At 73.0% G+C, this 20910-nt stretch carries 19 protein-coding genes; 1 reads left to right on the top strand and 18 read right to left on the bottom strand.

The window, feature by feature from the left end; translation table 11 throughout:
* Positions 1-45 precede the first annotated feature (45 nt).
* From ACIGG8_RS30115 to proS, 12 genes are all read right to left on the bottom strand, one after another.
* Positions 46-519: an NUDIX hydrolase gene (locus ACIGG8_RS30115; RefSeq protein ID WP_396551895.1), complete on the bottom strand. Its 474-nt coding sequence runs from the start codon at positions 517-519 to the stop codon at positions 46-48.
* Between the two features lie 112 nt (positions 520-631).
* Complete coding sequence (lepB, locus tag ACIGG8_RS30120; RefSeq protein ID WP_396551896.1) at positions 632-1387, bottom strand: signal peptidase I; 756 nt, start codon at positions 1385-1387, stop codon at positions 632-634.
* A 142-nt stretch (positions 1388-1529) separates the two neighbouring features.
* The gene (lepB, locus tag ACIGG8_RS30125) at positions 1530-2534 is read right to left on the bottom strand and encodes a signal peptidase I (RefSeq protein WP_350524584.1); all 1005 of its coding nucleotides are present in this window, start codon (positions 2532-2534) and stop codon (positions 1530-1532) included.
* Between the two features lie 241 nt (positions 2535-2775).
* Positions 2776-3717: a signal peptidase I gene (gene lepB / locus ACIGG8_RS30130; protein WP_396551897.1), complete on the bottom strand. Its 942-nt coding sequence runs from the start codon at positions 3715-3717 to the stop codon at positions 2776-2778.
* Entirely contained in the window at positions 3701-4696 is a 996-nt protein-coding gene (lepB, locus tag ACIGG8_RS30135; RefSeq protein WP_396551898.1) for a signal peptidase I, read from the bottom strand. The genes lepB (ACIGG8_RS30130) and lepB (ACIGG8_RS30135) overlap by 17 nt, the downstream gene beginning before the upstream one ends.
* A 77-nt stretch (positions 4697-4773) precedes the next feature.
* Entirely contained in the window at positions 4774-5124 is a 351-nt protein-coding gene (gene rplS / locus ACIGG8_RS30140) for a 50S ribosomal protein L19 (RefSeq protein ID WP_063347674.1), read from the bottom strand.
* Positions 5125-5278: 154 nt separating this feature from the next.
* The gene (trmD, locus tag ACIGG8_RS30145; RefSeq protein WP_396551929.1) at positions 5279-6097 is read right to left on the bottom strand and encodes a tRNA (guanosine(37)-N1)-methyltransferase TrmD; all 819 of its coding nucleotides are present in this window, start codon (positions 6095-6097) and stop codon (positions 5279-5281) included.
* A 122-nt stretch (positions 6098-6219) separates the two neighbouring features.
* Positions 6220-6828 (bottom strand): ribosome maturation factor RimM, encoded by a 609-nt coding sequence (gene rimM, locus ACIGG8_RS30150; protein WP_396551899.1) that lies wholly within the window; start codon positions 6826-6828, stop codon positions 6220-6222.
* A gap of 226 nt (positions 6829-7054) precedes the next feature.
* Entirely contained in the window at positions 7055-7294 is a 240-nt protein-coding gene (locus tag ACIGG8_RS30155) for an RNA-binding protein (protein WP_030056773.1), read from the bottom strand.
* A gap of 2 nt (positions 7295-7296) precedes the next feature.
* A complete protein-coding gene (gene rpsP / locus ACIGG8_RS30160) occupies positions 7297-7725 on the bottom strand; it encodes a 30S ribosomal protein S16 (RefSeq protein WP_045700219.1) in 429 nt (142 codons plus the stop codon).
* A gap of 475 nt (positions 7726-8200) precedes the next feature.
* Positions 8201-8779 carry a hypothetical protein gene (locus tag ACIGG8_RS30165; RefSeq protein ID WP_350524588.1) on the bottom strand — a complete coding sequence of 193 codons (579 nt, stop codon included), beginning with the start codon at positions 8777-8779 and terminating at the stop codon, positions 8201-8203.
* Between the two features lie 497 nt (positions 8780-9276).
* On the bottom strand, positions 9277-10689 hold the full coding sequence (gene proS, locus ACIGG8_RS30170) for a proline--tRNA ligase (RefSeq protein WP_350524589.1): 1413 nt from the start codon (positions 10687-10689) through the stop codon (positions 9277-9279).
* A 235-nt stretch (positions 10690-10924) separates the two neighbouring features.
* On the opposite strand from proS, the gene ACIGG8_RS30175 reads away from it, so the two are divergent.
* A complete protein-coding gene (locus ACIGG8_RS30175; RefSeq protein WP_396551900.1) occupies positions 10925-11749 on the top strand; it encodes a class I SAM-dependent methyltransferase in 825 nt (274 codons plus the stop codon).
* A gap of 54 nt (positions 11750-11803) precedes the next feature.
* Here the strand turns inward: ACIGG8_RS30175 and ftsH are convergent, their stop codons facing one another.
* From ftsH to ACIGG8_RS30205, 6 genes are all read right to left on the bottom strand, one after another.
* Positions 11804-13888: an ATP-dependent zinc metalloprotease FtsH gene (gene ftsH, locus ACIGG8_RS30180; protein ID WP_396551901.1), complete on the bottom strand. Its 2085-nt coding sequence runs from the start codon at positions 13886-13888 to the stop codon at positions 11804-11806.
* 208 nt (positions 13889-14096) lie between these two features.
* Positions 14097-14621, bottom strand: a complete 525-nt coding sequence (locus ACIGG8_RS30185) for a GNAT family protein (RefSeq protein WP_350524592.1) — start codon at positions 14619-14621, stop codon at positions 14097-14099.
* Between the two features lie 118 nt (positions 14622-14739).
* Positions 14740-16302 (bottom strand): signal recognition particle protein, encoded by a 1563-nt coding sequence (gene ffh, locus ACIGG8_RS30190; RefSeq protein WP_350524631.1) that lies wholly within the window; start codon positions 16300-16302, stop codon positions 14740-14742.
* Between the two features lie 124 nt (positions 16303-16426).
* Entirely contained in the window at positions 16427-18871 is a 2445-nt protein-coding gene (locus ACIGG8_RS30195; protein ID WP_396551902.1) for a [protein-PII] uridylyltransferase, read from the bottom strand.
* A gap of 143 nt (positions 18872-19014) precedes the next feature.
* Positions 19015-19353 carry a P-II family nitrogen regulator gene (locus tag ACIGG8_RS30200; protein ID WP_350524594.1) on the bottom strand — a complete coding sequence of 113 codons (339 nt, stop codon included), beginning with the start codon at positions 19351-19353 and terminating at the stop codon, positions 19015-19017.
* The gene (locus ACIGG8_RS30205) at positions 19353-20798 is read right to left on the bottom strand and encodes an ammonium transporter (protein ID WP_396551903.1); all 1446 of its coding nucleotides are present in this window, start codon (positions 20796-20798) and stop codon (positions 19353-19355) included. The genes ACIGG8_RS30200 and ACIGG8_RS30205 overlap by 1 nt, the downstream gene beginning before the upstream one ends.
* Positions 20799-20910 lie beyond the last annotated feature (112 nt).

A 20910-nucleotide genomic window follows, 5' to 3' on the forward strand; every position in this document is an offset into this window, starting at 1 on the left:
CCCTCATTTGTCACGTCCACCCATTGTGGACCACCGCACCCACGGTCAGAGCCGTACCGGGTCCACCGGCGGGCCCTCGACCAGCAGCCGTTCCAGGAAGTCCACCAGGCCGGCCGGATAGACCGTCTCGCCGGTCCCCCTCAGTTCCTCGACCGTCCACCAGCGCGCCGCGAGCAGTTGGGCGTGCTCGTCGGCGGCCGTGCCGAACCGGTCAAGGCCCGTCTCCGTGGTCCGGGCCAGGTGGAACCACTGCTCCTGTTCGTAGCGCTGTCCCCGAAAGGAGAACGACACCGTGCCGTACGCCACCAAGGGCCCGAGGTCCACACCCCGCAAGCCGGTCTCCTCCGCGAGCTCCCGCTCGGCGGCCTCGCGCACGTCCTCCCCCGCTTCCAAGCCGCCCCCGGGCGTGAACCACCACGTCTCCCCGGGAACGGCCGGATCGGCGCCCAGGAAGAGGAGGATGCGGTCCAGCCCGTCCAGCAGCAGGATCCGCGCCGCCTTGCGACGCTGTGCCGTCATGGCAGCTCTTCACGCTCCTTCCGTTCGCATCGGTGGCGCTACCGATCCTGCCACCCGGCGCGTCCGTCCGGGGCGATGTTCAGCAGAGCGGCCCGCGCCGCGACGGCCCCGCTCAGGAGCTGCGCCCCCGGCGGAGCCGACGGGCCAGGCCGGCCACCCCGCCCACCGCCGAGGTCACCAGGATCAGTGCCGCACCGGCGACGGTGGCGTAGGCGGCGGGCTCCAGCGGGCCGGGCTGCGACGCCCTCGGCCCCGCGAAACCGTCGAAGGCCGGGGTGCGGTCGAGCAGGCCGGCCCGTCCGAAGGGCTTCAGTGTGGCCTCGACCCTGGCTTCGACGGCGGTGGCCGGGACGGTGCCGCCGTCGACCTCCAGGTGGGTGCGGGAGTCGAGCGAGCCGACGCGGTTGTCGCCGAGCATGAACAGCCGGCCCTGCGGCACCGTCACGCTGAACGACTCGCCCTGCCGGCCCTGCGTCGCGAGGTAGGGCTCGTCCACCGGCTGTCCGTTGACCGTCAGCCGTCGGTTGTCCCCGCTGGTGGCGACGGTGTCCCCGCCGACCGCGACCACCCGCTTGACCATGAGCTCGCCGCCCCAGGCATCGTCCCGGAAGACCACCACGTCGCCCCGCCCGACAGCCGCGCTCCCGACCTTGCGGGCGAGCACGGTGTCCCCGATCTGCAGCGTCGGGTGCATCGACGCGGTGGGGATGTTGTACGGCCGGTAGTCGACCGCGATGAGGGCGAAGCCGCCGATCATCAGCACCAGCCCGAGCGCCAGCGCGACGCCCTGCAGCGCCGCGGCGAGGCGCGGGCGCTCGCGGACGGGCGCGGCCGGGCGGTCGGCCGTCTGCTCCACGACACTGCTCATCGACACCGTCCACCTCTGGCCGACCGGAGAACACTGGCACGCCGGAGGCACCGGCGGGAACGCCGACGGGCCGTGGCACGTCCGAGCAGATTACTCGTCGGTACCACGGCCCGCGCAAGAGTCGGGGACAACCCGGTGGAGCTCAGGACCCCTTCCGGTCCTCCGCCCGGCCCCGTACCCGACGCACCAGCGGCAGCAGGGCGACGGCCCCCACCGCACCGGCCGCGGGGGGTGCCATCGGCGCGGCCGCCGCCAGGCCCTTCTGGTCGAAGGTGGCAGGCACCGGAAGCGTCGACCAGTGGGGGATCGGCCAGGCCACCACGAAGGCGCGCCCGATCACGTTGTCCACCGGGACGGTGCCACCACCGGGCTGGTCCATGTGGAAGCGGGAGTCCAGCGAGTTGGCGCGGTGGTCGCCCATCACCCAGATCCGTCCCTTCGGCACCTTGACCGGCCCGAAGGGGTGGTCACCGCAGGGGGTGTTGCCCGGGTAGATGTACGGCTCGTTGAGCGCGACCCCGTTGACCTTGACCGGTCCTTCGCCCTCGCACTCGACGGTGTCGCCGCCGACCGCGATGACCCGCTTGATCAGGTCCTTCTCGTTGGCGGAGGGCATCAGGCCGACAAAACTGAGCACGTCCTGCACACCGCGGACGAAGGAGTTGCTGCTCTGCTGGGACGGCTCGTCGTTCAGCCAGCCGCCCGGGTCGTGGAAGACCACGACCTCGCCGCGCTCGGGCTCGGCCCCGAACCAGGGGGTCAGCTTGTCCACCAGGACGCGGTCACCGACCTGGAGCGTGTTCTGCATCGACTCCGACGGAATGGAGAACGCCTGGACGAAGAAGGTCTTGATCACCAGCGCGAGGATCAGCGCGATGCCGATCAGGATCGGCAGTTCCTTCCAGAAGGAGCGCGGCTTGCGCGGCGTGGCCGGAGACTCCGACTCCGACCCGTCCGCCGATCCGCTCTCCGAGCGCGAGGGTTCCGGCGACTCCTCGGACCCCGCGCCCTGCTCGTCGGCGGTCTGGGCCGCCGCGTCGTCAACCGCGGCCGAGGGTGCCGAGGGCTCGGCGGACCGGGCCGCCCGACGGCCTGGGCCCTCGGGCTCTCCGGCGCCCGAACGGGCACCGATCACCAAATCCCCCACAACGTCTCCTCCCTGCTGTGCGGACGCCCGCGCGCCCGCGCTCAGAGTGCCGCACAGCGGGCACCACGCTCGCCACGACCATGACCGCCCCAGGACTTCCCACTACGGGCTCCCCTGACACCAGCACAGCCTGACGCACGACCGGGACCGCTCCCGGCCGCACCTGCACTTCTCTATCACTCCAAGGCATCCGGCTCGCGGTCCCACACGCGAGGCCCGGCCGGTCGGCGGCCGGCGCGGCTCACTCCGGAGGCCGCCCCCGCCGACGAACGACGAGCGGAAGGATGCCCAACACACCCATAACGAGCGGGGGTTCCACAGGAACCGGCCCAACGCCCACGGATTCCCCGGCAGTTCCACCGGCCTGCGGAGCCCGGTCGAGAGAGGAGAGTGAACTCGGCACGTCGAGTTGATGGAAGCGGTCCAGCGGCCAGGCGATCACGAACGCGCGACCCACCACGCCGCTCAGCGGGATCGTGCCCTGGCCCGGGTTGCCCATGTGGAACCGGGAGTCGGCGGAGACGTCCCGGTGGTCGCCCATGACCCACAGTCGGCCCTGCGGCACCTTCACCTTGAAGGGCTGTCGGGACGGCGGGTTGCCGGGTGCGAGGTACGTCTCGTCCACCGGGTGCCCGTTGACGCTGAGCCGCCCCTGCGCGTCGCAGCACTCGACGGTGTCCCCTCCGACACCGATCACCCGCTTGATCAGGTCCTGCTCGTTGTCGGACGGCAGCAGCCCGACGAAGGTCAGCACCTGCTTGGCCGCACCCAGCACCGGGCCGTCGCCGGAGGGCTTGCGGTCGCTCTCCAACCAGCCGCCCGGGTCCTTGAACACCACCACGTCGCCGCGCTGCGGCTCACTGCCGAACCAGGGGGTCAGCTTGTCCACCAGCACCCGGTCGCCGACCAGGATGGTCTGCTCCATCGAACCCGAGGGGATCACGAACACCTGGACCAGGAAGGTCTTCATCACCAGTGCCACCAGCAGGGCCACCAGGATGATCATCGGGATCTCGCGCACCAGCGAACGCTTGCGCCGGCTCGCCGCCCGGCGGGCACTGCGCCGGCGGTCGGCCCGGCCGCGCACCGGCGGGGTCCCGGTCGGGCCGGCGCCCACCGGAGCGCCGCCGTCCGGCTCGCGGGCCGGTCGGTCGGCGAGCCGACCCCTACCTCTGGTCCCCATGACCACCCGTCCCCGCAGTCGCGGCGAAGGCCGCGGGCCGGTCCAGACCGGTCCAGCGCGAGAACGGGTAGACCACCCAGTCCGCCCGGCCGATCACCTTCTTCTCGGGCACGAAACCGCCCCCGGGCTCGCCCAGGTGGTCGCGGGAGTCACGGGAGGCACTGCGGTGGTCGCCCATCACCCACAGCTCGCCGGCCGGCACCACCACGTCGAAGGCCACGCTCGACGGGTCGTCCCCCGGGGACAGGTAGGAGGTCTCGTCCACCGGCACTCCGTTGACGGTGATCGGCGCGCCCGGCCCGGTACTGGTCACCCGGTCACCGCCGACGCCGATCACGCGCTTGACGTAGATGGTGTCCCCGGCCGGGGCCAGGCCGAGGTCCAGCGCGACCGACCGCGCGTCGGCCCAGAAGCCCTGCGGCTTCGCGGACTCCGGCCGGAAGGATCCCGTCCCGTCGAAGACCACGACGTCGCCCCGCTGGGGGTGGCCTCCGAAGGCGTACGCGAGCTGGTTGGCGATCAGGCGGTCGCCGGTGCGCAGGGTGTCCTCCATCGACCCGGAGGGCACCGCGAACGGACGCGCGACGAAGGCGTTCACCAGGAGCAGGAACGCCAGGCAGATCCCCGCCAAGAGCAGCAGGTCACGCGAACGCGAATGGCCCGACTCCTCCTCCTGCTCGGCGCCGTCCTCTCGCTCTGCGCCGTCCTGCTGCTCCGCGCCGTCCTCCCGCTCCGCGTGCTCCGGCTCAGCGCCCTTGCCCGGCTCCCCGGCGCCCCCCTGCTCGGCGCCATCCCGGGCGGTGTCGGCGGGGGCAGCGGCGGCCGTACCGGCCTCCGCCTCATCGGGGACGACGTCCGGAGTACCGCAGGGAACTCCCGCCGGAACTCCGCCGGGAACGGCCGCGGACCGCGACAGCGAGTCCGCACCGGTGGGTGCGGGACTGCCGTCGCGGTCCGCGGGTGGTTCGTGCGTGCTCATCGGGGGGTGAGCTTACCTTGCGGTCGTTCGACCCCCGAGAGCGCTCCGATCCCCCGGCGAGGCCGGGGGCCGGTGGATCAGCGGTCGCGCTTCTCCTTGATCTTCGCGGCCTTGCCGCGGAGGTCACGCAGGTAGTACAGCTTGGCGCGGCGAACCGCACCGCGGGTCACGACCTCGATCTTCTCGACGACCGGGGTGTGCACCGGGAAGGTGCGCTCCACGCCGACGTTGAAGCTGACCTTGCGGACGGTGAAGGTCTCACCGACGCCGGCGCCGTGGCGACGGATGACGACGCCCTGGAAGACCTGGACACGGGAGCGGTTGCCCTCGATGACCCGGACGTGGACCTTCAGGGTGTCACCGGCGCGGAAGGCCGGGATGTCGGAACGCAGCGAGGCCGCGTCGACAGCAGCGAGCTTGTTGCTCATGTTGCTCTCCATCGCAGGCGCCACGGGCCGCCCACGGAAAATCGTCACAATGGGGTCTGCTGCGGGCCGCATCGGCTGACGACGTTCCCCCCGTGGCGGGGGCGCCGGTCCACGTGCCCCCTACGGGAGGGGACCAACGACAGACAGCAGCGGCCTATTCTTCCACACCACCGGCCACGGACCGAAATCGGCCGAGCTGCTCGTCCCAGGCCAGGCCGAGGATGCTGAGCGCCTCCCGCTCCTTCTTGTCGAAGGCGCCGTACTGCCAGCGCTCGACCAGGTCGGGGCGGTTCGCCAGGGTGCGGGCGAAAGCCTGCTCGCGCCGCCAGCGGGCGATCCGGCCGTGGTTGCCGCTGAGCAGCACGTCCGGCACGGTCCGGCCGCGCCACTCGGCGGGCTTGGTGTAGACCGGGCCCTCCAGCAGGTCCGCCATCGCACCCGGCGCGAAGGAGTCGTCGCGGTGGGACTCGGCGTTGCCGAGCACCCCGGGCAGCAGCCGGGCGATCGCCTCGACCATCACCAGGACGGCGACCTCGCCACCGGCCAGGACGTAGTCGCCGATCGAGGTCTCGACCACCGGCATGCGGGTGGCGGCTTCCTCGATCACCCGGCGGTCGATGCCCTCGTAACGCGCGGGGGTGAAGGCCAGCCAGGGTCGGCCGGCCAGCTCCTGGGCGAGCTCCTGGGTGAACGGGCGCCCGCTCGGGGTCGGGACGACCAGCGTGGGCAGCTCGCCCTCGGGCCCGCCGGCGACCACCGCGTCCAGCGCCTCGCCCCACGGCTCGGGCTTCATCACCATGCCGGGCCCGCCGCCGTACGGGCTGTCGTCCACCGTGCGGTGCACGTCGTGGGTCCACTCGCGAAGGTCGTGGACGTGCACGTCCAGCTGGCCGCGCGCACGGGCCTTGCCGACCAGCGAGATGTTCAGCGGCTCCAGGTACTCCGGGAAGATCGTGACGACGTCGATGCGCATCCCGCTCTGCACGCCACCACCCTGCACGCCACCGCCAGGCACGCCACCACCCTGCACCGCACCACTCTGCGCAGCACCGCCGGGCACGGCGTCGCCCTGCACGGCACCGTTCTCCTCGACGGTCACCGCGACTCCTCCGACCCCTCGGCCGCACCCTCGGTCGAACCCTCAGCCGACTCCTCGGCGCGCTCCGCCGAGGACGTACCGGCGACGTCGGCCTGCTCCGGGTCGATCAGCCCGGCCGGCGGGGTGATCACCGCACGCTGGTTCTCCAGGTCGATGGTCGGCACGATCTGGGTGACGAAGGGCACCAGCACCTCCGTGCCGTCGGCCTTCTTCACCGTGAGCAGATCCTGGTACGGGAGGTGGACGACCTCGGTCAGCTCACCGACGAGGGTGCCGTCGAGCAGCACCACGTCCAGGCCGATCAGCTGGTGGTCGTAGTACTCCTCCGGGTCGTCGGGACGCTCCTCCGGGTCGACCTCGGAGATGAGCAGGGTGCCCCGGAGCGCCTCGGCCGCGTTGCGGTCCTTGACGCCGGCGAAGCGCAGCAGCAGCCGGCCGCTGTGCACCCGGCCGGACTCGACGGTCAGCGGCCCGACCGACGCCGGGTCGGTGAGCACGACGGCGCCCGGGCCGAGCCGGAGCTCCGGCTCGTCGGTGCGGACCTCGACGCTGACGTCCCCCCTGATGCCGTGGGCACGGCCGATCTTGCCGACGACGAGCTGCACGGTGATCGTTCTCCTGGAGTTCCTGAGCCGAAACGAACGCCCGACGCAATGCGACGGGCCGGTGCGCAGGGCTGGTGCGATGGTGCGATGGGCTGGTGCGGTGGTGCGCTGGTGCGGTGGTGCGAGGGCGGCGCCGCGGGGCGCTGCCGGGAAACGAGAAAAGGCCGACCGGGACGACATGCGTCCCGGTCGGCCCCAAGCCCTGACGGCTGAACGAGCAGCTGCGTCAGCGGATGTTGTCCACGTCGACCAGGTCGACCCGGACGTTGCGACCGCCGAGGGCGCCGACCACGGTGCGCAGAGCGCGTGCCGTGCGGCCGCCCCGGCCGATCACCTTGCCGAGGTCATCGGGGTGCACTCGCACCTCGATGGTGTTGCCCCGACGCAGGTTGCGCGAACGCACCTGCACCTCGTCGGGGTGCTCGACGATGCCCTTCACCAGGTGGTCGAGGGCGTCCTCGATCACGATCAGGCCTCGGCGGCGGCGTCGGCCTCAGCCTCGGCCTTGTCCGACTTCTTGGCCTTCGGGGTGATGGCGACGCCGGTGGTGGCGTCCTCGAAGCCGGCGACGGCCTTGGCGAACAGGTGCGAGAAGTCCTCGACCTTCGGCTCCGCGACCTTCAGCGGGGCCGGAGCCGGCAGGCCCTTGAACTTCTGCCAGTCGCCGGTCAGCTTCAGGATGGCGAGCACCGGCTCGGTCGGCTGGGCGCCGACGGACAGCCAGTACTGGGCGCGGTCGCTGTCGACCTCGATCTTCGAGGGGTTGTAGGTCGGCTGGTAGATGCCGATCTCCTCGATCGCGCGGCCGTCACGCTTGGTGCGAGCGTCGGCGACGACGATGCGGTAGTGCGGGGAGCGAATCTTGCCGAGACGCTTGAGCTTGATCTTGACTGCCACGGGAGTGGATTCTCCTGGTGTTGACGTGGGTGAGCGGGCGCGCCATCGCGTGGGGTTGCGGGGCGGACCGTTCAAGGGACACGCCAGCCGTAGGAGAGAGGGGTCCTGCTCGGCTGCCGAGTACTCAGCTGTCCATTCTGCCATACCGGCGCGAACCGCCTGCACACGGGCCGGGAGACGGATCAGGGCTCGACCGGGAGCCCCCGCTCCCGGTCCAGCCCACGAAGTCACCGTCGTACTGCTCTGTCGTTGTCCCGCTCTGCTGTTGTCCCGCTCGTGGCCGTCGATCCGCCCGTGGCGGCTGTTCCGCCCGTGGCCGCCGATCCGCGCGTAGCGCCGGTCACCGCCCTGCCGTCGTACCGATCCGCCGTGCGACCGTCCCGCCGCACGGCGCGTACGCGCTCACGCGCCTGTCGTGCCGCTCGATCCGGCCGGACCGCTGCCCGCACAGCAGCCCCGCCGGGCCGTCGACCACTTACGCGATCTTGAACGGCTGCTGGCACGCGCCGCAGACGATGGACGCCTGCGCGAGCACCGACGGCACGACCCGGACGTTGCGTCCGCAGCCGCAGACCGCCTTGACCCGGACGCCGCCCCCGGAGGAGCCGTGCCGGGCGGCAGGACCGCGGAAGGCACGCGTCGAGCCGTCGCCGGCCACCGCTTCCTGGTGTGCGCCGAGGGCGCGGTCCAGGCGCTCGATGGTCCCGGCGTAGCGCTCCTGGGTCTCCTTGAGCATGGTCACCTGGGAGAAGCCGCTGCTCGCGTGCGGCTCGACCGGGTGTGCCAGGCCCAGCTCGGAAGCGAGCATCAGGAAGCGCCGGTTGTGGTAGCGGCCGGCCCGCGAGGTGTCCCGGATGTCCCGGGCCGCGGCCAGACCGTGGGCAGCCTCGTGGAGGAGCCGCTCGAAACCGAGCCGCGTGCCACAGGCCGAGGAGGATTCGCCGATCAGGGCCTCGGGCGAGGCCAGGTCGGGGAGGTCCTGGTGGTAGGCCTGGATGTCGCTCCAGGCGGCGGCCAGTTCGGCCGCGAGAACGAGGGGCTGTGTCGTGCTCACGCTAGACCAACGATGGAGTGCGAGCCGATGTTCCGCATGTTCCCGTTCTTCGGGAATTCACAGGGAACTCCCAGGAATGCCAGGTCGCGCGCGAATTGCACGCTCCGGATCTGACGCAAGACCAACCCCCTGCCTGTTTCGGCCCGTCGCAGAGTCGGCGGACCTGGTGAATTCCGTCCCGGGGGGCGGGCTGTCGCCCCCAGGACGTACGGCCCGTGGTCCCGCCTGATTGACAGGGCCACGGGCCGTACACCGTACCGCTATTCCGTTAATACCGGGAGTTGACCGGCCAGTAGGGATGTCCACGGTCGGGAGTCCCCCGGAAGAGTTACCGGATTCTTACCCATCCGCATTCCGGGCAAATGTCGCCGCCGAGGGTCATTACCTGCGGGTAACGAACAACCGGCGCACATCCGGCGGACATCCCCGGATCGCGGAAGAGCCCCGAAACGACCCGGAACGACCCGGAACGGCCCGGAACGGAGGTGGAGCCGATCTCAGTACGCGCGGGCGACGATCGCGATGTTGCCGTCCTGGTCGTCCGCCAGCGGCACCGAACCGTCGGCCGCGACGATGCAGCGCACCGTGACGCCCTGCTCGGCCAGCTTGGCCTCGCCCTCCGCGCCGAGCTCGGCCCAGGAGATGCGGCCCCAGCCGGTCGCGGCGGCCTCGACGGCCTCGTCGATGTTCTTGACGTCGACCGTACGGGACTCGCGGCGTTCGCGGGACTGGCGCAGCAGCAGCGCCTGGTCCTCCTCCAGCACGCCCGGGACCAGCTCGGCCAGGGCGTCGATGGAGACCGGCTCCTTGCCGCCCGGGATACGGCGGGCCAGCATCGCGGTGCCGTTCTCCAGGTCGCGCGGGCCCACCTCGATGCGCAGCGGAACGCCCTTGAGCTCCCAGTCGACGGCGCGGCGGCCGAACGGGGTGTCGGTGCGGTCGTCGACCACGACCCGGACGCCGACGGCCTCCAGCCGGGCGCCGATCTCGCGGACCTTGGCGATGACCGCGTCGTCGCCCTTGATCGCGAGCACGACGGCCTGGACGGCGGCCAGACGCGGGGGCACCCGCAGGCCGTTGTCGTCGCCGTGGGACATGATCAGGCCGCCGACCATGCGGGTCGAGACGCCCCAGGAGGTCTGCCAGACGTGCTCGCGCTCGGCACCCTGGAGCTGGTAGGTGGTGTTGAACGCCTTGGCGAAGTTCTGGCCCAGCTCGTGGCTGGTGCCCATCTGCAGCGCCTTGCCGTCACCCATCATGCCTTCGAGGGTGAGGGTGTTGATGGCGCCGGCGAAGCGCTCCTTGGCGGTCTTGCGGCCCAGCACGACGTCGATGCCGAGCACGTTGGTCATGAAGTCGCCGTAGACCTGGGTGTGGATCATCGAGGCGTACTCACGGGCGTCCTCGTACGTGGCGTGGGCGGTGTGGCCCTCCTGCCAGAGGAACTCGGTGGTGCGCAGGAAGACGCGCGGGCGCAGCTCCCAACGGACCACGTTGGCCCACTGGTTGATCAGCAGGGGCAGATCGCGGTGGCTCTGCACCCACTTCGAGAAGTACTCGTTGATGATCGTCTCGGAGGTGGGCCGGACGACGACCGGCTCCTCCAGCTGCTTGCCGCCGCCGTGGGTGACCACCGCGAGTTCGGGCGCGAAGCCCTCGACGTGCTCCGCTTCCTTGGTCAGGTAGGACTGCGGGATGAACATCGGGAAGTAGGCGTTCTGCGCGCCGGCCTTCTTGATCCGGGCGTCCATCTCCTGCTGCATCCGCTCCCACAGGCCGTAGCCGTACGGTCGGATGACCATGGTGCCGCGCACCGGACCGTTGTCGGCCAGCTCGGCCTTGTTGATGAGGTCCTGGTACCAGCGCGGGAAGTCTTCCGCCTGAGGGGTGAGAACGGGTGCCTTAGCCATGGGGCGAATGGTACGGGGAGCGACCCCCTGACTTCGAATCGGATTCACACCCGCGTCGGTGTCACGCCCGCGGTCGGCGCCGGACCGGCCCGCGGGGCGGGGGGCGCACCACCGCGACACGCGCGCACCACCCTGCACCCCTCTGGACGCCGGGCCCGACCCGCTGTTCGCTGGAGTGGGGCGGGACTTTGGGGGAGCCGTAGCAGCACACCGAAGGACCGGATGGGAGGCCGCGATGGCTTCAGCTCGGACGACCGGCACGACCGTACGACCAACAGGCGCACGCGCGCACCACCCGCAGCCCGGGGCAGCCGGGCCCGCGCGGGCGCGCGACTGGGCGGAGATCCAGGAACGCATGCTGGTGCCGCTCTACGAGGCGGTCTACGACCGGCTGGAGGTCGGCCCGGCGAGCAGCGTGCTGGGCCTGGGCTGCCGGTCCGGACTGGCCCTGTTGCTGGCCGCCGGGCGGGGCGCGCAGGTCGCCGGGCAGGAGCCGCGGGACGAGCTGCGCGAGCTGGCCCGCGACCGCCGGCTGCGGGTGTGCGCCGGGCCCCGGCCGACCGCCGCCGTCGCCCGCTCGGCCCATTCGCTGGTGACGGTTTTCGAGCAGCTGCCCGGCGCCGTCGATCCCCTCCCGGTGGTGGCCGAGGCCGCCCGGCTCACCCTTCCGGGCGGCCACGTGGTGCTCGCCGCCTGGGGCCCGCCGGAGCGCTGCGAGAGCGCCCTGGTGCTGGACGTGGCCCGGCGGATGGCGGGCCGCACCACCTCGCGCGACCCGTTCGAGCTCAGCGCGCCCGGAGCCCTGGAGGACCTGCTCGGCCCGGCCGGCCTGCGCCCGGCCGGCAGCGGCCGGGTGAGCTGCCCGTTCGCCTACGCGGACCTCGACAGCGCGGTCCGCGGCCTGCTCTCCACCGGCCTGTTCGAGGCGGCCGAGGAGTTCTCCGGCGCCTCACTGGTGGCCAAGGAGCTGGAGGAGGCGCTGCAGCCGTACCTGCGCGCCGACGGCTCGGTCCGGATGGAGAACGTGTTCCGCTACCTGGTCGCCGAGCGGCCTCGCTAGGAGACGTGAACCGGGGGCGCCCGCCGCAGTGGCGAGCGCCCCCGGCAGCCGGCGTCACGCCCGGCCGAGCGACTTCCCGTCGGGCCCCTCAGGCCCCTCAGGCCCCTCAGGCCCCTCACGCTTCTCGGACCCCGCAGAGGCCCCGGCGGACCCCCCGGACCCCGCAGAGGCCCCGGCGGACCCCGCGGACCCCGCGGAGGCCCCCTCGACCCCCGCGGCGGCCCCCTCGGAGTCCCCGTCCCGCGGCACCCCCGCCGCCCGGTACGCCGCCTCCTCGTCCAGCGTCTCCGCCTCCAGCAGCGCCGCCGCCAGTGCGTCCAGCCGGTGCCGCTGCTCGGTCAGCAGCCGGACCGCGTCGTCGTAGCACTCGGAGACGATCCGCCGGGCCTCCTCGTCCACCGCGTCCAGGGTGGTCGGCGCGGCGGAGAGCCCGTACGCGCCCTGCGGGTCCGAGGGCACCGCGGTGAGCCGGCCGACCCGCTCGCTCATCCCCCAGCGCCCGGCCATCCCGCGGGCGATGTTGGTGACCTGTTCCAGGTCGCTCTCCGCACCGGTGGTGATCACCCCGTAGACCACCTGCTCGGCCGCCATGCCGCCGAGCGCGCCGATGATCCGGCCGCGCAGGTAGGGCTCGGTGTACGAGTAGCGGTCGTTCTCCGGGGTGGAGAGCGTGACGCCGAGCGCCCGGCCGCGCGGCACGATGGTGATCTTGCGGACCGGGTCCGCGCCGGGCTGGAGCATGCCCAGCAGCGCGTGCCCGCTCTCGTGGTACGCCGTCCGCTCGCGCTCCTCCTGAGGCATCACCAGCGGTCGCACGGCGCCCAGTTGGACCTTCTCCAGGGCGTCCGAGAGGTCCCGCTCGTTGACCGCGTCCTGCTGGCGCTTGACGGCCAGCAGGGCGGCCTCGTTGACCAGGTTGGCGAGCTCCGCGCCGGTCATCCCAGGGGTGACCTTCGCCAGCTGCCGGAGGTCGGTGCCGCCGGCCAGCGGGACGGTGCGGGTGTGGATGCGCAGGATGGCGGCGCGGCCCTCCCGGTCGGGCGGGCTGACGGTGATCCGCCGGTCGAAGCGGCCGGGGCGCAGCAGCGCCGGGTCGAGCACGTCGGACCGGTTGGTCGCGGCGATCACGATGACGCCCTCGGAGCCGCTGAAGCCGTCCATCTCGGTGAGGATCTGGTTGAGCGTCTGCTCGCGCTCGTCGTGCCCGCCCATGCCGCCGCCCGCGCCGCGCTGGCGTCCGATGGTGTCGATCTCGTCGATGAAGATGATCGCCGGGGCGACCTTGCGGGCCTCGGCGAACAGCTCGCGGACCCGGCTGGCGCCGACGCCGACGATCATCTCGATGAACTCGGAGGCGGACGCGGAGAAGAACGGCACGTCCGCCTCGCCGGCCACGGCCCGGGCCAGCAGGGTCTTGCCCGTCCCGGGCGGCCCGCTCAGCAGCACGCCGCGCGGCATCTTGGCGCCGAGCTTGCGGTACCGGTCGGGGTTCTTCAAGTAGTCGACGACCTCGGTGAGTTCGGCCTCGACCTCGTCGATGCCGGCCACGTCGGCGAAGGTGGTGCGCTTGCCCTGCTCGGCGGTGACCGGCTTGGGCGGCGTCTTGCGCCCGAGCGGTCCGGCGCCGAGGCCGCCGGCCATCCGGCGGGCGAGCAGCACCCAGATGAAGATCAGCAGCAGCATCGGGGCGAGCGAGAGCAGCAGGTTGGTGAGGAAGCTGCGCTGCTGGACCGGCGAGGTGGCGGTGACCTCGACGCCCTGCTGCTGCAGCGTGGCCCACAGGTTGTCGTTCGCGAAGGAGGGCCGCTGGGTGTCGAACTCGGTGTAGTCGCCATTGCCGCCGTCCGGCTTGGGCTGAGCGGTCTTGAGGGTGCCCTCGATCGCGTCGCCCTTGGCGTAGATCTTGGTGATGTTGCCCTTGTTCAGCTGGTTGTTGAACTCGGTGTACGAGATCGTGGTGGCGCCCTCGTTGCCGAAGACGGACAGCAGCACGTCGGAGATCAGGAACACCACGAGGGCGGTGAGGACGAGACCGGTCCAGCCGCCGGGCATCCGCCGTCGGGGCGGGGGCGGGGGCGGAGCGCCCTCGGAGCGCCAGGGCTGGTCGGGGGTCTGACGCGGCGGCACGGGTTCGGTCACCCACCGGACGATACGGACAGGTGCTCGGGCGGGCCAACCGCAACGCCGCGCCCGAGCGCCCGCCCGGGGGCGCCCGGAGCCGGCCGCGCGGCCGCCCCGAACCCCTCCCACCAGCCGCTGTGCCGGGCGCCTCCACCAGCGGCTCCGCCTGCCCACCAGCGGCTCCGCCTGCCCACCGGCGGCTGTGCCGGGGCGCCCCCACCGGCGCCTAGGCCGCGGCGCCGGGCCACTCCTCGGCGGTCAGCGCGAACCGCTCGTGGTCGCGCCAGTCGCCCTGCAGGAACAGCATCCGCGGCGAGAAGCCCTCGTGCCGGAAGCCCAGCCGCTTGGCCATCGCGACCGAGCGCTCGTTGTCGGGCTGCACGTTGATCTCCAGCCGGTGCAGCCCCAGCCCGCCGGCCGACTGCGGCGCGAAGCAGCGGTCCAGGACCAGCCGCATGCCCTCGGTCATCCGCCCGGTGCCGGCGAACGGCAGGTACGCGTCGTAGCCCAGCGTGGCGTTGCAGAACCGGCTCATCACGATGTTGGCGACGTTCACCTTGCCGACCAGCCCGCCGGTCTCCCCGTCGAGGATCAGGAAGGTGCGCAGCCCCGCGCCCTGGCGCTCCAGCAGCTCGGGCAGCCCGTCCGGCTCGACCGGGTTCCACCGGCCGATGTGGTCCGCGGACCGCCGGACCGCGTCGGCGTACACAACCGCGTCTTCTGCCCTCGGGGCCCTGATCGTCACTCGCATGCCCCCATCATCGGACACACGATCGGCCCGCCGCCCGGAAACACCGGACGACGGGCCGACCAGGACCGACCAGGACCGACCAGGACCGGTCCCGGACGGATCCAGGACCGGTCGGGACCTACAGCAGGTCCTTGAACTCCTTGGGCAGCTCGAAGTCGGCCGGGCCCTTGCCCGCGCCGAGGCCGAACGCGCCGCCGTCGGCCGGCTGGCCGGCGCCCGGGCCGAGCGCGCGGCGCTCGGCGGCCGCGGCCTCCTCCTGCGCCCGCTTCAGCGGGTTGCCGCTCTTGCGCTTGCCCTTGGCCTGCGGGGCCTTCTTGCCGGACTTCTTCGAGCCGCCGCCCATGCCCGGGATCCCCGGCATGCCGGGCATGCCCTTGCCGGAGGCCATCGCGGACATCATCTTGCGGGCCTCGAAGAACCGCTCGACCAGGTTCTTCACCTCGCCGACCTGGACGCCCGAGCCCTTGGCGATGCGGGCCCGGCGGGAGCCGTTGATCAGCTCCGGCTCGGCGCGCTCGGTCGGGGTCATCGACTTGATGATGGCGCCGACCCGGTTGACGTCCTTGTCGTCGATGTTGTTGATCTGGTCCCGGATCTGGCCCATGCCGGGCAGCATGCCGAGCAGCTTGGAGATCGAGCCCATCTTCTGGACCTGCTCCAGCTGCGACAGGAAGTCGTCCAGGGTGAACTGCTTCGGGCCGCCGCGCAGCTTGGCGGCGATCTTCTCGGCCTCGGCCTGCGAGAAGGTCTGCTCGGCCTTCTCGATCAGCGAGAGGACGTCACCCATGCCGAGGATGCGCGAGGCCATCCGGTCCGGGTGGAAGGCGTCGAAGTCGTCGACCTTCTCGCCGTTGGAGGCGAACATGATCTGCCGGCCGGTGACGTGCGCGACCGACAGCGCGGCACCGCCGCGGGCGTCGCCGTCGAGCTTGGAGAGCACGACACCGGTGAAGTCCACGCCGTCGAGGAAGGCCTGCGCGGTGGTGACCGCGTCCTGGCCGATCATCGCGTCGACGACGAACAGGACCTCGTCCGGGTTCACCGCGGCGCGGATGTCGGCGGCCTGCTGCATCAGCTCGGCGTCGATGCCCAGGCGGCCGGCGGTGTCGACGACGACGACGTCGTACTGCTTCTGCTTGGCGTACTCGATCGAGTCCTTGGCCACCTGCACCGGGTCGCCGACGCCGTTGCCCGGCTGCGGGCCGTAGAAGGCCACACCGGCGCGCTCGGCGACGACCTGGAGCTGGTTGACCGCGTTGGGGCGCTGGAGGTCGCAGGCGACCAGCAGCGGGGTGTGCTTCTGCTGCTTCAGCCAGTGGCCGAGCTTGCCCGCGAGGGTGGTCTTACCGGCACCCTGCAGACCGGCGAGCATGATGACCGTCGGGCCGCTCTTGGCGAACCGCACCCGGCGGGTCTCGCCGCCGAGGATCGCGATGAGCTCCTCGTTGACGATCTTGATGATCTGCTGCGCCGGGTTCAGCGCGCCGGAGACCTCGGCACCGAGGGCGCGGTCCTTGACCTGCTTGATGAAGGCCCGGACGACCGGCAGCGCGACGTCCGCCTCCAGCAGCGCGATGCGGATCTCGCGGGCGGTGGCGTCGATGTCCGCCTCGCTGAGGCGGCCCTTGCCCCGGAGGTTCTTGAACGTCGCTGCGAGGCGATCGGAAAGGGTGTCGAACACGTCGTCGCGGGTCCTCTGCGGCATCGGTATCGGTACGGTCGTCGTCCCCCAGGGTATCCGGCCGCCCCGGGTGAGGTCTCCACCCCCGTTCGCGGACATCGTCGACCCCGGCTCCCGGCGCCCGTCAGCCGAGCGCCGCCCGGACCGCCGCCGCCACCTCCCCGGCCCGCCGGGCGGCCAGCGGGCGGCCCTGCGCGTCGGTCAGGTAGAAGGAGTCGACGGCCTCCGCGCCCAGCGTGGAGACGTGCGCGGTGCGTACCCGGACGCCCGCCCCGTCCAGCGCCCGGCCGATCCGGTGCAGCAGCCCGGGGGCGTCGTGCGCGCGGACCTCCAGCACGGTCGCGGTCGCCGAGGCCACTGCGGGCGCCACCGCGACCAGCGGCGGCGGGGTCGGGATGCCCCGGCGGCGCGGGGCGGCGGCGTCCCGCTCGGCGAGGCGCCGCTCGACGTCCAGCGAGCCGTCCAGCGCCCGGCGCAGGTCGGCCCGCAGCCGGGCCGCCTCGGGCAGCTCGCCGAACTCGGCCGCCACCCGCCAGGACAGCAGCAGCACGGGCCGGGCACCGATCGGGTCGAGCTCGCGCAGTCCGGCCGAGCGGACGGTCAGCCGGTGCAGCGCGAGCACCCCGGCGACGGTGCCGAGCAGCCCGGGGCGGTCGGGGACGGCCAGGGTCAGCTCGACGCCCATCGGCTCGGTGCCCGGGTCCGCCCCCTCGGCCTGGGCGTGCAGCGACAGCGCCGGCTCACCGGTGCGGGCCGCCTCGACCGCGAGCCGCTCCTGCTCGGCGGTGGGCGCCGCCTCCACCGGCGCGGTGCCGGCCCCGGCCAGCCGGTCGGCCGCCCGGGCCACCAGGCCGCCGACCAGCGAGGCCCGCCAGCTGCTCCACGCGGCCGGGCCGGTGGCCAGTGCGTCCGCCTCGGTGAGCGCGTGCAGCAGCTCAAGCTCCGGCAGGGTGGTGACCGCCTTGGTGATCGCCTCGACGGTGGCCGGGTCGTCCGGGTCGCGCCGGGTGGCGGTGTCCACCAGGGTCAGGTGGTGGCGGACCAGCACCGCCAGGGTCTCGGTGTCCTCGGGGCCGAAGCCCATCCTGGGGGCGAGGTCGCGGACGATCACCTCGCCGGCCTCGCTGTGGTCCCCGGGCCAGCCCTTGCCGATGTCGTGCAGCAGCGCGGCGACCAGCAGCAGGTCGGGCCGGGCCACCCGGCGGGTCATCGCGGCGGCCCTCACCGCCGTCTCCACCAGGTGCCGGTCCACCGTCCAGCGGTGCACGGCGTTGCGCTGCGGACGGCAGCGCACCCGCTCCCAGTCCGGCAGCAGCCGGGTGACCAGCCCCTCCGCCTCCAGCGCCTCCCACACCGGGACGGCCGCCTCCCCCGCGCCCAGCAGGGTGACCAGCTGCTCGCGCGCCTCGTCCGGCCAGGGCACCGGCAGCGGACGGCACTCCGCGGCGAGCCGGCGCACCGTCGCGTACGAGACGGTCAGCCCGTTCTGCGCGGCGGCGGCCGCGGCGCGCAGCGGCAGCACCGGGTCGGCGGCCGGGCGGGCGCCCTGGGCCAGCACCGCCTCGCCGTCCTGTTCGACCACGCCCTCGGCGAGCGGGCGGCGCTCGACCGCGCCCCGGGCCACCGCGCCCGCGCCGCGGCCGACTCCGGTGAACGGCGCGGCGAACGGGAAGGCGCGCCGCACGGCCCGCCGGCCCCGGCCGCTGCGGGCGGCGAGCACCCGCTCGACCGCCCGCCAGGTGACGTCGCTCGCGTAGGCGATGGTCCGGGCGGCCTCGTAGACCTGGCGCAGCAGGGTGTCGGCGTCCAGCACGCCGAGCCGTTCGGCGACCTGGTCCTGGTCCTGCAGGCTCAGCCGCTCGGTGGCCCGGCCGGTGACCAGGTGCAGCGCGTCGCGGACGTCGGCGAGGCGCAGCGCGGCGGCGTCCAGGCCGTCCCGGGGCGCGTCGGCGAGCCAGCTGGCGGCGACGGCGTCGAGCGCGACCACGTCGCGCAGGCCGCCGCGGGCCTCCTTGAGGTCCGGCTCCAGCAGGAAGGACAGCTCGCCGTGCCGTTCGGCCCGCTCGCGGGCCAGCTCGCGCAGCTCGGGCAGGCGTGCGGGGGCGCTCGCGCGCCAGTCGGTGAACACCGCGGCGCGCAGCTCGGCGGTGAGCGCCGGGTCCCCGGCGAGGTGGCGGGCGTCCAGCAGGCCCAGCTGGGCCTTGAGGTCGGCGGCGGCGACCGCCCGGGCCTCGGCGACGGTGCGCACCGAGTGGTCGAGCTTGGCGCCCGCGTCCCAGACCGGGTACCAGATCCGCTCGGGAAGCTCGCGGGGGATCGGGCCGTCGTGCAGCAGCAGGACGTCCAGGTCGCTGCGCGGGGAGAGCTCGCCACGCCCGTACCCGCCGACGGCGACCAGGGCGACGCCGGGCGGGGCTCCGGCGGCGGCGAGCAGCCCGGCCAGCCAGTCGTCGGTGAGCCGGGCGAGCGCCTCGCGGCGGGGGCGGCCGACCGGGCCGGGGTCGGCGAGCAGCGCGGCCCGGGCGGCGGAGTGGTCGGCGGGCTCGGAGGGCCTGGTCTCGGTGGTCATGCGCTGGGTCCCGTCCGTCGTGCGGGGGTGAGCCGTCCCGCGGTGCGCCGGGCATCCGGTGCGGTGCGGTTCGGCCGAGCGGGGTACGCCGTCGGCGGGCCCGCGGCCCCCGGAGGGATCACGGGCCCGCCGACGGGCGGGGGCTACAGGGCGTCCGGGCCGCGCTCGCCGGTGCGGACCCGTACGGCGGTGTCGACCGGGATGCTCCAGACCTTGCCGTCGCCGATCTTCCCGGTCCGGGCGGCCTTCACCAGGACGTCGATCAGGTCGTCGGCGTCCTCGTCCTCGACCAGGACCTCGATCCGGACCTTCGGTACCAGGTCCACCGTGTACTCGGCGCCCCGGTACACCTCGGTGTGGCCGCGCTGGCGGCCGTAGCCGCTGGCCTCGGTGACGGTCAGGCCGTGGACCCCGAAGGCCTGCAGGGCGGCCTTCACCTCGTCCAGGCGGTACGGCTTGATCACGGCGGTGATGAGCTTCATCAGGCGTCGACCTCGGTCTTCTCGGCGGCCTTTCCGGCGGCCTTCTCGGTGGGCTTCTCGGCGGACTTCGGTGCTGCCGTCGGCGCGGGCTTCGCGGCGGACGACCCGGCCGTCGAACCGAGGGACGCACCGCCGGTCGGACCGGCCGGCGCGGCGGCCGCGGCCGGACCCGACAGGGCGCGGGCCAGGCCCGCCCCGACAGCGCTGAAATCGTAGGCGGACTCGGCGTGTTCGGCCTGGTCGATGCCGGCCACCTCGACCTCCTCGGCGACCCGGAAGCCGACCAGCTTGTCGACCGCCTTGGCCAGCAGCCAGGAGAGGACGAAGGAGTACGCCGCGACCACGGCCACGCCCATCGCCTGCTTGCCGAGCTGGCCCAGCCCGCCGCCGTAGAACAGGCCCTTGGCGGTCTGGCCGACCCCACCGGTGGCGAACAGGCCGACCAGCAGCGAGCCGATCGCCCCGCCCACCGCGTGCACGCCCACCACGTCGAGCGAGTCGTCGAAGCCCCAGCGGTACTTCAGCGAGACGGCGGCGGCGCAGACCGCGCCCGCGACCAGACCGATCGCCACCGCGCCGAGCGGGCTGACCGAGCCGCAGGCCGGGGTGATCGCGACCAGTCCGGTCACCGCGCCGGAGGCGGCGCCCAGCGTGGTGAAGGCGCCGTGCTTGAGCTTCTCGAAGACCAGCCAGCCGACCAGCGCCGCGCCGGTGGCGACCTGCGTGTTGACCATCGCCATCGCGGCGACCCCGTTGGCGGCCAGCGCCGAGCCCGCGTTGAAGCCGAACCAGCCGAACCACAGCAGGCCGGAGCCGAGCATCACCAGCGGCAGGCTGTGCGGGCGCATCGGGTCCTTCTTGAAGCCGACCCGCTTGCCCAGCACCAGGCAGAGCGCCAGACCCGCCACACCGGCGTTGATGTGCACGGCCGTGCCGCCGGCGAAGTCGATCACGCCGTTCCGGTCGCCCAGCCAGCCGCCGTGGCCGCCGTCGAAGAAGAACACCCAGTGCGCGACCGGGAAGTAGACGACGGTCACCCAGAGCGCGATGAACAGGCCCCAGGCGGCGAACTTGGCGCGGTCCGCGATGGCGCCGCTGATCAGCGCCGGGGTGATGATCGCGAACATCAGCTGGAACATCGCGAAGGCGGTGACCGGGATGGTCCCGGTCAGCTCGTTCAGGCCGATGCCGCGCATCCCCAGGAAGTCCAGGTTGCCGATCAGCCCGCCGAAGGAGTCCGGCCCGAAGCTGAGCGAGTACCCGTAGAGGACCCAGAGCACTGTGACGATGCCGAGCGAGAGGAAACTCATCGCCAGCATGTTCAGGGTGCTCTTGGCCCTGACCATGCCCCCGTAGAAGAAGGCCAGGCCCGGGGTCATGAGCATGACCAGGGCTGCACTGATGAGCACGAAGGCGGTGTCGCCCGCGCTGAAGCCGTCCGGCATCGGCGTCTCCTCTGCGTCCAAGCCGATCCGCACCCGGGTACCTGTCCCGTGCCACCCGGGGTGTCGGCGATGAAGAGGAGCGTGCCGAAGGCTGGTTTCGGCCAGTGCGGCC

The sequence above is a fragment of the Kitasatospora sp. NPDC085464 genome, from assembly GCF_044541955.1.
Taxonomy (GTDB): Bacteria; Actinomycetota; Actinomycetes; order Streptomycetales; family Streptomycetaceae; genus Kitasatospora.

What these genes read in the sequence shown, in the direction of transcription:
- ACIGG8_RS30115 (WP_396551895.1), bottom strand. Translation starts at nt 519, where the DNA reads ATGACGGCACAGCGTCGCAAGGCGGCGCGGATCCTGCTGCTGGACGGG.
- lepB (WP_396551896.1), bottom strand. Translation starts at nt 1,387, where the DNA reads ATGAGCAGTGTCGTGGAGCAGACGGCCGACCGCCCGGCCGCGCCCGTC.
- lepB (WP_396551897.1), bottom strand. Translation starts at nt 3,717, where the DNA reads ATGGGGACCAGAGGTAGGGGTCGGCTCGCCGACCGACCGGCCCGCGAG.
- lepB (WP_396551898.1), bottom strand. Translation starts at nt 4,696, where the DNA reads ATGAGCACGCACGAACCACCCGCGGACCGCGACGGCAGTCCCGCACCC.
- rplS (WP_063347674.1), bottom strand. Translation starts at nt 5,124, where the DNA reads ATGAGCAACAAGCTCGCTGCTGTCGACGCGGCCTCGCTGCGTTCCGAC.
- trmD (WP_396551929.1), bottom strand. Translation starts at nt 6,097, where the DNA reads ATGCGCATCGACGTCGTCACGATCTTCCCGGAGTACCTGGAGCCGCTG.
- proS (WP_350524589.1), bottom strand. Translation starts at nt 10,689, where the DNA reads ATGGCTAAGGCACCCGTTCTCACCCCTCAGGCGGAAGACTTCCCGCGC.
- ACIGG8_RS30175 (WP_396551900.1), top strand. Translation starts at nt 10,925, where the DNA reads ATGGCTTCAGCTCGGACGACCGGCACGACCGTACGACCAACAGGCGCA.
- ACIGG8_RS30185 (WP_350524592.1), bottom strand. Translation starts at nt 14,621, where the DNA reads ATGCGAGTGACGATCAGGGCCCCGAGGGCAGAAGACGCGGTTGTGTAC.
- ACIGG8_RS30195 (WP_396551902.1), bottom strand. Translation starts at nt 18,871, where the DNA reads ATGACCACCGAGACCAGGCCCTCCGAGCCCGCCGACCACTCCGCCGCC.
- ACIGG8_RS30200 (WP_350524594.1), bottom strand. Translation starts at nt 19,353, where the DNA reads ATGAAGCTCATCACCGCCGTGATCAAGCCGTACCGCCTGGACGAGGTG.
- ACIGG8_RS30205 (WP_396551903.1), bottom strand. Translation starts at nt 20,798, where the DNA reads ATGCCGGACGGCTTCAGCGCGGGCGACACCGCCTTCGTGCTCATCAGT.